Raw genomic sequence first — 14477 nt, 5'->3', positions numbered from 1 at the left:
AGTTGTTCACTTGAGCCAGTGGCCCGGTGTGCTGCCGGTCATGGTTTTGAAGAAGGCGATGAAAGCGCTGTCGCTGGCAAAACCCGATTCGAACGCGCAGTAACTCAGGCTGCGCCCGGTGGCGAGCAATTCCATCGCGCGCATCAAGCGCCACTGCTGGCGCCATTGCTGATAACTCATGCCGGTTTCGCGCTGGAAGATTCGCCCGATGGTGCGGCTGCTGGCGCCGACCTGCTGCTCCAGTACTTGCAACTCTGGAGGCAGACGTTCAGGCGTTTTCAACAGTGGTGCCAGGCGCTTGTCCTGAGGTAACGGCAGCAGCATCGGTTGCTGCGCCGCTTCAGCGATTTCGCTCAGACACAGGCCGAGCAGGTGGGAGAGTTTGCCCTGCTGCCAATCGCTGGCGAAATCCGCCAGCGCCATCGGTTCCAGCACCGCACGCAACAACGGGCTGACTTCAATCACGCAGACCTGCTGCGGCAATGCGCTGCACAGCTCGGGGATCAAGTAGATCGAGCGGTAGTCGACGCTCTGTTGCATCACCGCGCGATGGCTAACACCCGGTGGAATCCACGCCGCCCGCGACGGCGGCAGCAGGCACAGTTGCTGCGCCAGGGTAATTCGCGTGCAGCCTTGGCGCGTGTACAGCAGTTGTCCGCGTTGATGGCGGTGCAGACCGGAATCGTGATCGCCCAAGGTCGAGGCGATACCGATCACTGGTGCGTCATAGCGATCTGCATCAAACGTTGCGTGGGCGTCGAGCCAAGCCATGGGTTGTCCGATTTAAGCGATAAATTGGCAGGATCTGGATAATACGCCAGTCAGCGATTCTTAAACTCCTCGGCGGTTTATGAAAGGAGTGACGAAGGATGCACAACAGAAATTTCTTGCGGCTGGCGATTGCGTTGCTGATGTTTCCGCAGATCGCGCAAACCCTGTACAGCCCGGCGCTCGGTGATATCGGGCGGGTGTTTAACGTTGGCCCGCAAGCCGCCGCGCAGACGTTGTCGGTGTATTTCCTCGCGTTTGCCGTCGGGGTGGTGGTGTGGGGGCGTTTATGTGATCGCATCGGTCGGCGCCCGGCGATGCTCGCAGGCCTGGCAATCTATGCGATTGCCACGCTTTTAGGCCTGCGGGTCGGCAGTTTCAACGGCTTGTTACTGGCGCAGATGTTGGCGGCCTTCGGTGCGGCGGTGGGTTCGGTGGTCACGCAGACCGTGTTGCGCGACCGCTTTAAAGGCGCCGAACTGGCGCAGGTGTTTTCCTTGGTGGGCATCGCGCTGGCGGCCAGCCCGGCGCTCGGCTTGTTCAGCGGCGCCAGTCTGGTTCAGGTTTTCGGTTATCGCGGTGTGCTTGGCGCGTTGCTGTTGCTGGCAACGCTGTTGTGGCTGTGGAGCTGGTACACCCTGGCGGAAACCCGGACAGCGCCAACCGGCCATGTCGGTTTGTTCGAAACCCTCGGGCGCATGTTGCATGACCCAGGAATCTGGCGCTCGGCGCTGTGGATCGCCTCGTTCAACGTGGCGTTGTTCAGTTATTACAGCCTCGCTCCGTTCATGTTTCAGCGGTTGGGCGTCAGTGCCAGCGCTTTCGGTTACAGCGGCGTGATCCTCGCGCTGGGCTCAGGTTTTGGCGCATGGCTGAACCGGCGCTTATTGACGGTCGGGTTCAAGGCATTGCAGTTGATTCGCCTCGCGGCTGGCATCGCCTTGCTTGGTGGTGTGGGCGTGTGGTCGCTGCAGGGCAGTGTCGCGTTCGTGCTGCCGATGCTGCTGGTGGTGTTGGCGTTTGGCCTGGCGATCCCGAACATTCTCGGTTCGGCCCTGGCCGATTACGCTGATCGATTGGGCACTGCCGGGGCGTTGTTGGGCTTGATGTATTACCTGCTGATCGGCGCGGGGCTGATGCTCGCCGGCTGGTTTCAGGCCCTCGGGGAAACCCTGATAACGTGCAGCGCCGTGGCCTTGCTGCTGACAATAAAGCCAGGCAAAGCAATTGTTTAAGAAATGTAAGCGCTGTAGGAAGCGTCTTGCTTTTGTGTGGGATGGCTCCGACTATCACGATCATTGATGACATGGCATTACGCCATTTGATGATCGCAAGGATGTTGCGTGCCGTTTCCGTTTCGCGCTGTTTTTCGCCGTGGTTCCCCGCTTTGCCCGCTGCTGTCGGCCTTTGTGTTGAGTGTCTGTGCCTCCTCGATTGAAGCTGCCGAACCTGTCGCGCCGGGCCAGGAAGTGCTGCGCCAGCAGCAACAGCAGCAGCGCGATCTGCAACAACTGCAACTTGAGCAAAGAAAGCGGCAACTGGAACGCGGCGCGTTCGGCCCGGCGCCGGTCACCCCGGCCATCCCGCCAACCGTCACCGCCGATGAACGTTGCTGGCCGTTGAGCGGTGCGCGCATCGGCGGCGTCACGCTGATCGACAGCGACAAACTCAACGCGCAGATCAAACCGCTGCTGGCGCCGTGCATGGGCGTCGGCCAGATCAATCATCTGCTGGCGACCATCACCGCGATCTACGTCGACAAGGGCTATATCGCCAGCCGCCCGTATTTGGTCAGTGCACCGGCAGCGGGGCAGTCGCTGGATATCCGCATTGACGAAGGTTACATCGAGTCCATCGAACTGGCCGATCAGAGCCAGCCGGTGTCGCTCGGGGGCGCGTTTCCAAACATGCTCGGCGAGCCGCTGAATCTGCGCGATCTGGAGCAGGGCCTCGATCAACTCAATCGCCTGCGCTCGATCGATCTCACCGCCGACATCGCCCCCGGCAGCCAGCCCGGCGCCTCGCGGATCATCCTGCGGTCGCGCACCGCCGCGCATTCGCGCTGGGCCTTGAACCCGGGGTTCGACAACCTCGGCAGCGCCAGCACTGGACGTGATCGCGACACCGTCAGCCTGAGCCTCGACAGCCCACTGCAACTCAACGACTTGTTAAGTCTCAGCGCCAGCGACACCCTCAATCAGGGTGACCGCTACAGCCGCAATGCCAGCCTGTATTACGCGATCCCCTACGGCTACTGGACCTACAGCGTGTTCGCCAGCCACGCCGAATATCGCGCGCCGTTCAAACTGCCGAGCGTGACCTTTCACAGCACTGGCATCACCGATCAGGTCAGCCTGCGCGCCGACCGTGTGTTGTGGCGCGACCAGAGTCGTCAGCTCAGCGCCAACCTGCAACTGGCGCACAAGGATGTCGACAGCTATCTGCAAGATGTTCGCCTCGGTATACAGAGCCCGACCCTGACCGTGGCCGAGGCCGGACTCAATCTGTTCTGGCTCGACCGCGCGGTGTGGAACCTTGACGTCAATTACGCCCAAGGCCTGCACTGGTTTGGCGCCGACGATGACTCACAACATCAGATCAACAACCTGCCCAGGGCGCAGTTTCGCAAATACCGCGCCGGCCTCAGTCAGTGGCGCAATGGTCAGCTTGGCGCGCAGGCCTGGCAGTGGCAGAGCCAGTTCAACGTGCAATACAGCCCGGACCCGTTGCCAGCCATCGAACAATTGCTCGGCACCGACGACTCGGCGGTGCGCGGCTATCGGGTCAGCAGTGCCTCCGGCGCCAGCGGCGCGATCTGGCGCAACACCTTGCGCCTGCCACTGCGCAGTGAATGGTCGCTGCAGATCACCCCGCGTGTGGGCCTCGACCACGGCTGGATCAAGGCCGATCACGGCGCGCAGGGCCAACGCCTGAGTGGTGCCAGTGTCGGCCTGAATCTGGGCTGGAAGAACCTGCAAGTGGACGTCGATTACCAGCGCGCCCTCAACACCCCGAACGGTCTGCAGCACGAGCCTGAAACCTGGCTGATGCGGGTGGGCCTGCAAATCTGAACAACGCAGTGAATAAACAGCCGTCGGATCTGAGCGCGTCAGCCACGGCCAAAGACTAAACGCGCGACGTGATGCCGTACTCACATGGAGACGTTTTTATGCCAGCACACACCTTTGCATTTCATCTTTCCCCTCGGGGTAAATTGCGCTGGGCGATTGCCAGCCTGTTCTTCGCCGTGCACCTGCCCAGCGCGCTCGCCGGCGGTGTCTTGGTCGCACCGGGACCCGGCGGCACCGCGCAATTGCAGACCCAGGGCGGTGTGCCCATCGTCAACATCGTCGCGCCCAACGGTTCGGGCCTGTCGCATAACCAGTTCCTCGACTACAACGTCGACCGCCAAGGCCTGGTGCTGAACAACGCCTTGCAGGCCGGGCAATCGCAACTGGCCGGGCAACTGGCGGCCAACCCGCAACTGCAAGGGCAGGCGGCGAGCGTGATCCTCAACGAAGTGATCAGCCGCAATCCTTCCGCCATCAATGGCGCGCAGGAAATCTTCGGCCGGCCCGCCGATTATGTGCTGGCCAACCCTAACGGCATCTCGGTCAATGGCGGTAGTTTCATCAATACGCCGAATGCCAATCTGGTGGTCGGTCGCCCGGAATTGAATGACGGCAAACTGCAAAGTCTGAACAGCCGCGATGCCAGCGGTCAGTTGCAGATTCAGGGCGGTGGCCTGCGCAACGGCGAGGGCTCGATCAACCTGATCGCGCCGCGTATCGACAGCCAGGGCGCGATCACTGCACGCGATCAGTTGAACCTCACGGTCGGGCGCAATCAGGTCGACTACGCCAGCGGCCAGGTGAAAACTGTTGATCCGGCGGGCAACACCGGCGATCAACGCATCGACGCCAGCCTGTTCGGCGCGATGCAGGCCGGTCGCATCAATATTGTCAGCACCGCCGAAGGCGCGGGCGTGCGGGTGGGCGCGGTACAAGTCGCCGGGCGTGACGGCGTGCAGATTCGTTCGGCCGGTGACCTCAGTGTCAGCGGTGAGGCCGTGGCCAACAGCCTCGACGTGACCCGCGCCGGTATCCGCAGTAGTCAGGGCGACGTCGGCTTGCACAGCGGCAAGGATCTGACGTTGGCCGCCACCGACGTCGCTGGTCGTGACGTCACGCTCGACGCCAAACGCAACCTGACTTTGTCCACCGTCGAAAGCCGCAAGCTTCAGGAAAAGCGCGAAAATTGGAACAACAGCACCATCGGCATTACCTGGGAAACTTACGATCGCACCCAGACCGACAGCGAATCGCGTCAGCACGGCAGCCAGATTATTGCCAGCCGCGACGCCAAGTTGTCGTCCGGCAAAGACACCGAACTGAAAGCCGCGAAAGTCGAAGCCGCGAATAATCTGAGCGTGCAAAGCGCTGGTGATCTGCGCCTGACTGCCGCTACCGAAAGCCATACGCAGACCGATCAAGGCAACCACCGCAAACACCTGTGGAAAGCCGACTGGAACAGCAGCAGCGAAGAACAGCGCAGCGTCACCAGCCAGTTGAAGGCTGGCAATATCGCCCTGCAAACCGCCGCGCTGTTGCGCTCCGAAGGCGCTGAGTTGAGCAGCGCCGGCGACCTGCAACTGGCCGGCAAACAAGTGGAAATCGCCACCGCCACACGGACTAATCGCAGCAGCGACAATCGCTATTCGGGTGATTTGGTCGGCGGTGGTTTCTTCGGCAAGACCGGCGATGCCGACAAGGGCAAGACCCAGCATCAGGGCAGCAAAATCAACGCCACCGGCAAACTGATCGTCAAGGCTGACGACGTGCGCATCAGCGGCAGCCAGGTGCGTGGCGGCACCGACGCCAGCGTGATTAGCGACAAGGGTTCGCTGGTGATCGATGGTGTGCAGGACACCTCGCACAGCAACAACCACGACAAGGACAGCAAATTCTTCGGCATTACCAAGGACGAGTCGCGGCAGAACAGTAAAGACAGCAGCACCGTGCGCAGCGAACTGGTGTCCGACAGCAACCTCGAGCTCAAGAGCGCCAAGGACATCGAGGTGGCTGGCTCGACGGTCAAGGCTGACGGTGCGCTGACAGCCGACGCGGCAGGCGACGTCAATGTGCATTCCGCGCAGAACACTCACGACAGCAGCGACACCACGCAAACCCGTGGCTTCGATGCGTACGCCAAAGAGCAAACGCCAGAGCAGTATCGCGCCGGGATTCATTACGAGGACAAACAGCAAACGGTTACTCGCAACGACGTCACCCAGCAGGGCTCCAGCCTCAGCGGTGGCAGTGTGCAGGTGAAGGCGGGCGGTGACGTTACGCTCAAAGGCGCAGAGGTGAAATCCACCGCTGGCGACACGACGTTGAGCGGCAAAAACGTGTCGTTGCTGGCCGAAACTGACAGTCATAAAACCTCCACCGACACCTCCAGCACCGGCGGTGGTTTCTACTACACCGGCGGTCTCGACCGTGCTGGCAGCGGCGTCGATTTCGCCCACAGCACGGCTCAGGATTCCACCAGCAAAACCACCGCGCGATCCACCAGTGTGCAGAGCAGCGGCGGCCTGACGATCAATGCCGACAAACTCGCTACCGAAGGTGCACAACTCAAGGCCGGCAACGGTCTGAACGTCGCCGCCAACGAGATCGACAACCGTGCGGCCAGCAACACTGACAGCAGCACGCATAGCGAGAGCAACTGGTCGGCGGACATCGGCGCCAACGTCGAATACAAAGACATTGCTCGGCCGATCGCCGGCGCGGTCAAGGATGTGCTCAACGGCAAGGTGCCGGACAAGGACGCACTGGCCAATCTCGGTCAGCCGAATGTCGGTATCGACGTTGCAGTAGGTCATGGCAGCGCCAGCAAAACCGAGCAGAGCAGCAACGCTGTGGTCAGCCGTTTTGACGGCGGCACTGTCGATGTGAAAACCACTGGCAGGCTGCATGACCAGGGCACGCAATACAACGCCAGCGCCGGCCAAGTGAACATCAGCGCTGACAAACTGCTTGCCGACGCTGCGAGCAACACGCACAACAGCAGCGCTAACGCGGTGGATGCCAAGGTCGACGTGCGCGTCTACACCAAGACCGGTGAAGACGTGAACGTCGCTGGCAGCGGCGCGGGTGGCAGCAGTGCGTCGAGCAAGGACAGTTCCACCGCCGTCGTCGGCGCTTATGCCGGCAGCCAGGGTGTGAACATCAAGATCGGCGGTGATGCGCAGTTCGAAGGCAGCCGTTTCGACGGCGGGCAGGGCGGTGTAAGCATCAAGACTGGTGGTGACTTGGCGCTGAATCAGGCCAACGACCGCCAGAGCAACAATGACAGCAGCTTGCGCGGCACTGGCTCGCTGACGGTCGGCACTTTGCCGGGGACCGATGGCACCAACGTCGATCTCGGCGCCGGTTTCCAGCTCGATCACACCGGCAAGCAAAGCACTGACACCCAGGCTCACGTTGCGAGCATCAGCGGCAACGGCCCGGTGCAGTTGAGCAGCGGCGGCAATCAGCTGCAGCAAGGCACGAAAATCGACAGCGCTGGCGCCATCGATCTGCACGCCGACGGCAAACTTGATCTGCAAGCAGCCACCGACACCCACACCGCCAGCGGCAGTAATCTCGGCGGTGGTTTGAAGGGCGGCGGCAGCAAAACCAGCAGCGAGAAGAGTCGTGATCAGGGCGGCAATCTGAGCGGCAATTTCAATATCGGTCGGGTCAACGAGCAGTCGCAGACCCTCACCGGTGGCCAACTCAACAGCCAGAACGGCATCGTCTTGAGCGGTGATTCGATTCACCTGCAAGGCACGCAAGTCAGCGCACCGACCGTCAGCATCGACGCGCAGAAGGGCGGCTATGTGCAGGAATCGGCGCAGTCCACCGACCACCGCAATAACTGGAATGTCGCGCTCAACGCCGGCGGCAACCTGAGCAGCAAAACCCCGACCGCCGCAGATGAGAAGGCCAGCAGCGATCACGGTTTCAATGCTGGGGCGAAAGTCGGTGTGGATTACTTGCAAGGCAGCACCCAGCAGAACAGCCAGATCAAGGCTGACAGCGTGGTGTTGAACAGCGCCGCTGATGCACAGCTGGCGGGTGCGCGGATCGACGCGAAAAATGTCAGCGGCAAGGTCGCGGGTGATTTGACCGTCGAGAGCCGTCAAGACTCGAGCAACCACGCCAAGGTCGATGTCGATCTGGGCCTGACCGCGAAGAAAAATCCACCGAGCGAAAAAGAGAAGCTCGCCGGCACCGACTACAAGCCGACGCTGAACGCGCAGGGGGAATATGCGCACAAGAACAGCGTGGCGCAGGCGTCCGGGATCAGTGCCAGCCAAGGCGTGAACCTCGCAGTTGGCGGCGCGACACAACTGACCGGCGCGCGGATTTCGGCGACGCAAGGGAAGGTCGATCTGGGTGGTTCGAAGGTCAGCAGTGCTGATCTGAGCAACCGCGATTATGACGTGAAGGCAGGCCTGGATCTGCCGCATAAAGCTGAGGAAAACGCACCGAAGGTTTCCCTGGAAAACGGCAACCTGAAAGTCGGGCCGGTTACCCTTAGCGGGCATCTGGACACCCAGACCCTGCAAGCCGGGATCGACGAAAAAGGCTGACTCACTGGCCAGTGATGGATGCACTTGAACCCGCATCCACCACCAAACCCTGTGGGAGCGAGCCTGCTCGCGAAAGCGTCCATCCAGTCAATGCAATGAGTGACTTATGTACCGCCTTCGCGAGCAGACTCGCTCCCACTTTGGTTTTGCGCCGGGCGTTAAAACTCGACTATCTTGCGCCTCTTAAATGCCATGGAGGCAAACAATGAAAATAGCATCCGCCGTTTTACTCGGGACTTTGCTGATCACTCAAACATCCGTGTCCTTCGCGGATAACAGCAACGGCAAAAATCTCTATTCGCAGCGCTGCGCTGTGTGCCACGGCGCCGATATAAAGGGCACCGGGCCGCTGGCGCACAAAAGCAATCCGCCCACACCTGACCTGACAACCTCCGCGTTCAAAAAACGCCTGAATGAATACCCGGGCGTGATTGTGTCGTCGATCATCCTTCGCCCAAACGGCAACCTGATACCGAAAACGCTAAAGGAAAACGGGGTAAAAATACCGCCGCACGCCTGGAGTGTTAAGGATCTGCGTGATCTCCATGAATACATGAGTGGGGTGATTTCGATAAAACGCTGAGCTGCACAGGTGACCCGGACGGTCGGTCGAGGAATCCATTGCTTCGCCTTAATAGGAAGCATTACTATTCATGCCCCTTTCCTCAGCACGCCGCCAAAACCCCCATGCGTCCCCGCAGACCCGGCTTTTTCGAGCACTACGAAGAGTTGATCGGCACCTGGACTCGTCGCCTGCGCAATCGCGCGCAGGCCGAGGATCTGGCGCACGACACCTTTGTGCGGGTGCTTGAGTCGGATTCGGCGGCGGTGCAGCAGCCACGGGCGTATTTGCACCAGACCGCGCGCAATATCGCGGTCGACGGTTATCGGCGTGAGGATCGGCGCGGCGCTATGGAGTCGCAGGACATCGATCACAGTGAGTCGTCAATCGGCGACCCTGAGCATTACATGCATGCGATCCAGCTGGCCGATTCCATCGAACGGGCGCTCAGCGAGTTGCCGGTCAATTGCCGGAAGATTTTTGTCTGGCAGAAGATCGAAGGCCTGACCCAGGCCGAAATCGCCGAACGCCTGGGGCTGTCCAAGAACATGGTCGAAAAGTATATGATCCGCACCCTTCGGCATCTGCGTGATCGCCTCGACGGATTGCAGTCATGAACCGCCGCAGTTTTTCATCCCCAGCCCAACAGGACATTCCATGATGGATATTCGTGATTGCGCGTGCGGGCAAACAACGGTGCGCGATGACGCGGCTCGCTGGTTTGTGCGTTTGCAGGAGCCGGCCGTCAGTGCCGACGAGCAGCAGCGCTTTGACGCCTGGCTGAATGAACATCCGCAGCACCGTAACGAATTTCAGTTGCTGCAGGGCTTGTGGTCGGCGGCCGATCTGCTCCCGGCGCCACGCCTCAAAGCCCTCGCTGAAACCCCGCCGAACCGTCGCCAACGCCGTCCGTTGTTGCGTTATGCCGTGGCTGCGAGTGTGCTGGCGGTGGCGCTCGGGCTGGGCTTGTTCAGTGGCTTGAATCATCCGGGCGGCTACAGCGCCGAGTTCGCCACGGCGTTGGGCGAGCGCAAACATGTGGCACTGCCGGACGGTTCGGTGATCGATTTGAACAGCCGCAGCCGCTTGCAGGTGCGCTTTGAACAGGATCGGCGGCTGATCGAGTTAAGTGAAGGTGAGGCGATGTTCAGCGTCGCGCACGACACTTCGCGACCGTTCGTGGTCGAGGCCGGCAGCGGCAAGGTCACGGTCACCGGCACGCGTTTTGATGTGCGCCGCGACGTCACGCAAACCCGCGTGGCGGTTGAGCAGGGCACAGTGAAAGTGCAGGGGCGTGATGCGCCGGACAATCAATTCATCAACCTGACCGCCGGCCTCGGCACCTCTGTCGATGCACACGGTAAAGTCGCCGCCGCCTACTCGGTCAATCCAGCAGAACTGACGGCATGGCGCAGCGGCAAACTGGTGTTCAACAACGCCAGCCTCAGCGAAGTCGCGGTCGAAGTGTCGCGTTATCGTGAGAAGCCGCTGACTGTTGCCAACCCGGCCGTGGCCAGTCTGCGCCTGACCAGCGTGTTCAAATCCGACAACACCGATGCCTTGCTCAAAGCCTTGCCGAGCATCCTGCCGGTGGCCGTTCGCACCCTTGCCGATGGCAGTCAGGAAATAATCTCAAAATAAAATTCAGGTTTTTTTCGAGTTCAGCGTCTTCCTGTACAACTGCAACTGGTTTGCATTAACAGCCGCACACTCTTGCGATTCACAGGACTACGTACGACGTGAAGAACACCCCTGCCAACAACAAAAAATCCCCTTGGCTGCCGCTGGCTCTTGCGCTGGCGGTCAACGCTGGCATGCCGCTGGCGTTCGCCGGTGAAGCCATTCATATCCGTGCGCAGCCACTGGGCCAGGCCCTGAGCGAACTGGGCCAGCAGACATCGCTGCAAGTGTTTTTCAGCCCGGATCTGGTCGCCGGCAAACAGGCCCCGGCGGTCGATGGTGATATCTCCCCGGAGCAGGCGCTGCGCCAATTGCTGCAGGGCAGTGGTCTGGATTATCAGATCAACGAAGGTTCGGTGACGCTGTCGCCTGCCGCAACCTCCGCCGCCAGCAACGGCCCGTTGGAACTGGGCGTGACCGACATCAAAGTGGTCGGTGACTGGCTAGGCGATGCCAACGCCGCCGTGGTGCAGAACCACCCCGGCGCGCGCACGGTGATCCGCCGCGAAGCGATGGTTGAACAGGGCGCAATGAACGTCAGTGACGTGCTCAAGCGTGTGCCGGGCGTGCAGGTGCAGGACTCCAACGGCACCGGCGGCAGTGACATTTCCCTCAATGTCGGCGTGCGCGGTCTGACTTCGCGTCTGTCGCCGCGCTCCACCGTGCTGATCGATGGCGTGCCGGCGGCGTTTGCCCCATACGGCCAGCCGCAACTGTCTATGGCGCCGATTTCCTCGGGCAATCTTGACAGCATCGACGTGGTACGCGGCGCCGGTTCGGTGCGTTATGGGCCGCAAAACGTCGGCGGGGTGATCAACTTCGTCACCCGGGCGATCCCGGAAAAAGCCACCGGTGAAATCGGCACCACCCTGGAAACCACCCAGTACGGTGGCTGGAAACACATCGACACCGCGTTCCTCGGCGGCACTGCCGACAATGGCATGGGCGTGGCGTTGCTGTATTCCGGCGTCAACGGTAACGGTTACCGCGAGCGCAACAACGGCAACGACATCGACGACGTGCTGCTCAAGACTCATTGGGCGCCGACCGATCAGGACGACTTCAGCCTCAACTTTCACTACTACGACGCCACGGCCGACATGCCCGGCGGTCTGACGCAGAAGCAGTACGACGCCAAACCGTACGACTCGGTGCGTGATTACGACCAGTTCACCGGTCGGCGCAAAGACGTGTCGTTCAAGTGGATCCGCCAGATCGACGAACGCACCCAAGCGGAAATCCTCACCTATTACACCGACAGTTTCCGTGGCAGCACCATCGCCGCCCGCGACCAGAAAACCCTCAGCTCCTATCCGCGCTCCTACTACACCCTGGGTATCGAGCCACGGGTGTCGCGGGTCTTCGATGTCGGCCCGACCACGCAGGAAGTCAGCGTCGGTTATCGCTACCTGAAAGAGGCGATGCACGAATCGTCGAGCCGTGTGGCGCTGGTCAACAACCAGCCGGTGCTCACGCCGACCTCCGACGGCCATGTGTTCCAGGACCGCACGGGCGGCACCGAGGCCAATTCGGTCTACCTCGACAACAAGATCGACGTCGGCAACTGGACCATCACCCCGGGCATTCGCTTCGAACACATCAGCACCGACTGGCATGACCGCGCCGTGCTCGACACGGCCGGTAAACCGGTGCAGGCGAAAAACCGCAGCATCGAGAGCAACGAACCGTTGCCGGCGCTGAGCGTGATGTATCACCTGTCGGACGCCTGGAAACTGTTCGCCAACTACGAAACTTCGTTCGGCAGCCTGCAGTATTTCCAGCTCGGCCAGGGTGGTTCGGGGGATCAGACCGCCAACGGTCTGGAGCCGGAAAAGGCCAAGACCTACGAGATCGGCACGCGCTACAACGACGATGTGTGGGGCGGGGAAGTGACGCTGTTCTACATCGACTTCGATGACGAGCTGCAATACATCAGCAACGATGTCGGCTGGACGAATCTCGGCGCGACCAAGCACCAGGGCCTTGAAGCGTCGGTGCATTACGACATGGCGGCGCTCGATCCACGTCTAGACGGTTTGACCGCCAACGCTGGTTTCACCTACACCCGTGCGACCTACGAAGGTGAGATTCCGGGCTTCAAGGGCCGTGATCTGCCGTTCTATTCGCGGCAGGTGGCGACCGTCGGGTTGCGTTACGACATCAACCGCTGGACCTACAACATCGACGGTTTCGCTCAGTCGAAACAGCGCTCGCCGGGCACCGGTGTGAATGCCGACGGCAGTTTCAACGGCAACTACATCACCGATGGCACGGCAGATGGGCAATATGGCGACATCCCGGGTTACGTGACCTGGAACGTGCGTGGGGGTTATGACTTCGGGCCGCAGGTGTCGAATTTGAAACTGGGCGCCGGGGTGAAGAACGTCTTCGACAAGCAGTACTTCACCCGCTCCAGCGACAACAACTCGGGGATGTATGTCGGCGCGCCGCGTACGTTCTTTGTGCAGGCCAGTGTCGGCTTCTAAAGCATAAGATCAAAAGATCGCAGCCTGCGGCAGCTCCTACATTGGAATGCGTTCCTGTAGGAGCTGCCGCAGGCTGCGATCTTTTGCTTCAGACTTTCAGGACTTTGCCGCCGATGGCCACTGCCACCAACAGCACCGCCATCAAGCCAAAGGCAAAACTCAAACTGCTGGCATGCGCTACAAAGCCGATCACCGCCGGCCCCGCCAGAATCCCTGCATAACCCAGCGTGGTAATGGCCGGCACCGCGATGCTTTCCGGCATCACCGTCTGCTTGCCCACTGCCGTGTACAGCACTGGCACGATGTTCGAGCAACCAGCGCCGACCAACGCGTAACCGACCAGCGCCGCTTCCCAGCTTGGCGCGAATGTCGCCAGAAACAGGCCGGCCGCTGCTAACAGACCACCAAACAAAATGATCCGCGTTGCACCGACCATCCGCACAATCCGGTCACCCATTAAACGTCCGGCCGTCATGGTCAATGCAAACGCCGCATAACCCAGCCCTGCGTACGCCGTGTCGATCCCGCGTTCCTGCGCCAGAAACACCGCACTCCAGTCCAGCGCCGCGCCTTCAGTCAGGAACACGATGAAGCACATCCCGCCGATAAACAGCACGATGCCATGAGGGATGGCGAATGCCGGTCCAGAGCTTTCACTGCCGTAGGGCAACATGTGCGGCACGCACTTGAACAGCGCCGCGATCAGCACGACGACCACCACCAGCATGGCGGCCAGTGGCGTCAAACCCAGGCCGAGCAAGGCACTGACACCCGCCGCGCCGACAATCCCGCCGAGACTGAACAAGCCGTGGAAACCCGACATCATGTTCTTGCCGCTGGCGCGCTCGACGATCACCGCTTGCAGGTTTACCGTCGAATCCACCGTGCCGAGGCCGGCGCCGAACATGAACAGCGTGGCGATCAACGCCGGTATCGACGACACCGTAGCCAGCAACGGCAGCGCCGCGCAGATCAACAAGGTGCCGCCGGTAGCGACGCGCCGACAGCCAAACCGTGTGGCCAGAATCCCCGCTAGCGGCATCGCCAGAATCGAACCGACCCCCAAGCACAACAGCAGCAAGCCCAACGTGCCTTCATCCAGTCCGGCGCGGGCCTTGGCGTACGGCACCAAGGGCGCCCACGCGGCGATGCCGAGCCCAGCGATGAAAAAGGCGATGCGCGTGGACATCTGTTGCAGGCGTCCGGGGACGAAAGTGTCTTGGGGGTTGAGGCTGGTCATATCGATCCTTGGCAAAAAACTTCGCGTCCCCGAAGGACATTGATTCAGCGACGAGGTTCGATCGCCGGCCATTCGGGGAAGTACAGACAACATCCTACCCTG

The 14477-nt window shown here is 61.1% G+C and carries 9 protein-coding genes; 7 read left to right on the top strand and 2 right to left on the bottom strand.

Annotated elements, in window-relative coordinates; all coding sequences use genetic code 11:
- Positions 1–6: 6 nt before the first annotated feature.
- Entirely contained in the window at positions 7–771 is a 765-nt protein-coding gene (locus tag LOY43_RS18480) for a helix-turn-helix transcriptional regulator (protein WP_093433819.1), read from the bottom strand.
- A 98-nt stretch (positions 772–869) separates the two neighbouring features.
- Here LOY43_RS18480 and LOY43_RS18475 point away from each other — a divergent pair, with 98 nt between their 5' ends.
- From LOY43_RS18475 to LOY43_RS18445, 7 genes are all read left to right on the top strand, one after another.
- Positions 870–2003 (top strand): MFS transporter, encoded by a 1134-nt coding sequence (locus tag LOY43_RS18475; protein WP_258708522.1) that lies wholly within the window; start codon positions 870–872, stop codon positions 2001–2003.
- Between the two features lie 108 nt (positions 2004–2111).
- Positions 2112–3839 (top strand): ShlB/FhaC/HecB family hemolysin secretion/activation protein, encoded by a 1728-nt coding sequence (locus tag LOY43_RS18470; RefSeq protein WP_258708521.1) that lies wholly within the window; start codon positions 2112–2114, stop codon positions 3837–3839.
- 98 nt (positions 3840–3937) lie between these two features.
- Positions 3938–8407, top strand: coding sequence for a hemagglutinin repeat-containing protein (locus LOY43_RS18465; RefSeq protein WP_258708520.1), 4470 nt, complete (start codon positions 3938–3940; stop codon positions 8405–8407).
- A gap of 205 nt (positions 8408–8612) precedes the next feature.
- On the top strand, positions 8613–8990 hold the full coding sequence (locus tag LOY43_RS18460; protein WP_095050566.1) for a cytochrome c: 378 nt from the start codon (positions 8613–8615) through the stop codon (positions 8988–8990).
- Positions 8991–9094: 104 nt separating this feature from the next.
- Positions 9095–9586 carry a sigma-70 family RNA polymerase sigma factor gene (locus LOY43_RS18455; protein WP_095124408.1) on the top strand — a complete coding sequence of 164 codons (492 nt, stop codon included), beginning with the start codon at positions 9095–9097 and terminating at the stop codon, positions 9584–9586.
- A 40-nt stretch (positions 9587–9626) separates the two neighbouring features.
- Positions 9627–10610 carry a FecR family protein gene (locus LOY43_RS18450; protein ID WP_258708519.1) on the top strand — a complete coding sequence of 328 codons (984 nt, stop codon included), beginning with the start codon at positions 9627–9629 and terminating at the stop codon, positions 10608–10610.
- 98 nt (positions 10611–10708) lie between these two features.
- A complete protein-coding gene (locus tag LOY43_RS18445; protein ID WP_258708518.1) occupies positions 10709–13135 on the top strand; it encodes a TonB-dependent receptor in 2427 nt (808 codons plus the stop codon).
- A gap of 88 nt (positions 13136–13223) precedes the next feature.
- Here LOY43_RS18445 and LOY43_RS18440 read toward each other — a convergent pair whose 3' ends face one another.
- Entirely contained in the window at positions 13224–14375 is a 1152-nt protein-coding gene (locus tag LOY43_RS18440) for an MFS transporter (RefSeq protein ID WP_093433835.1), read from the bottom strand.
- Positions 14376–14477: the final 102 nt, after the last annotated feature.

Source organism: Pseudomonas sp. B21-041, assembly GCF_024748675.1.
Taxonomy (GTDB): Bacteria; Pseudomonadota; Gammaproteobacteria; order Pseudomonadales; family Pseudomonadaceae; genus Aquipseudomonas; species Aquipseudomonas neuropathica.
This window is presented reverse-complemented; position numbering and strand designations above follow the sequence as displayed.

Coding starts and splice junctions, on each gene's coding strand:
- LOY43_RS18450 (WP_258708519.1), top strand. CDS start 9,627: ATGATGGATATTCGTGATTGCGCGTGCGGGCAAACAACGGTGCGCGAT.
- LOY43_RS18465 (WP_258708520.1), top strand. CDS start 3,938: ATGCCAGCACACACCTTTGCATTTCATCTTTCCCCTCGGGGTAAATTG.
- LOY43_RS18440 (WP_093433835.1), bottom strand. CDS start 14,375: ATGACCAGCCTCAACCCCCAAGACACTTTCGTCCCCGGACGCCTGCAA.
- LOY43_RS18460 (WP_095050566.1), top strand. CDS start 8,613: ATGAAAATAGCATCCGCCGTTTTACTCGGGACTTTGCTGATCACTCAA.
- LOY43_RS18475 (WP_258708522.1), top strand. CDS start 870: ATGCACAACAGAAATTTCTTGCGGCTGGCGATTGCGTTGCTGATGTTT.
- LOY43_RS18480 (WP_093433819.1), bottom strand. CDS start 771: ATGGCTTGGCTCGACGCCCACGCAACGTTTGATGCAGATCGCTATGAC.
- LOY43_RS18455 (WP_095124408.1), top strand. CDS start 9,095: ATGCGTCCCCGCAGACCCGGCTTTTTCGAGCACTACGAAGAGTTGATC.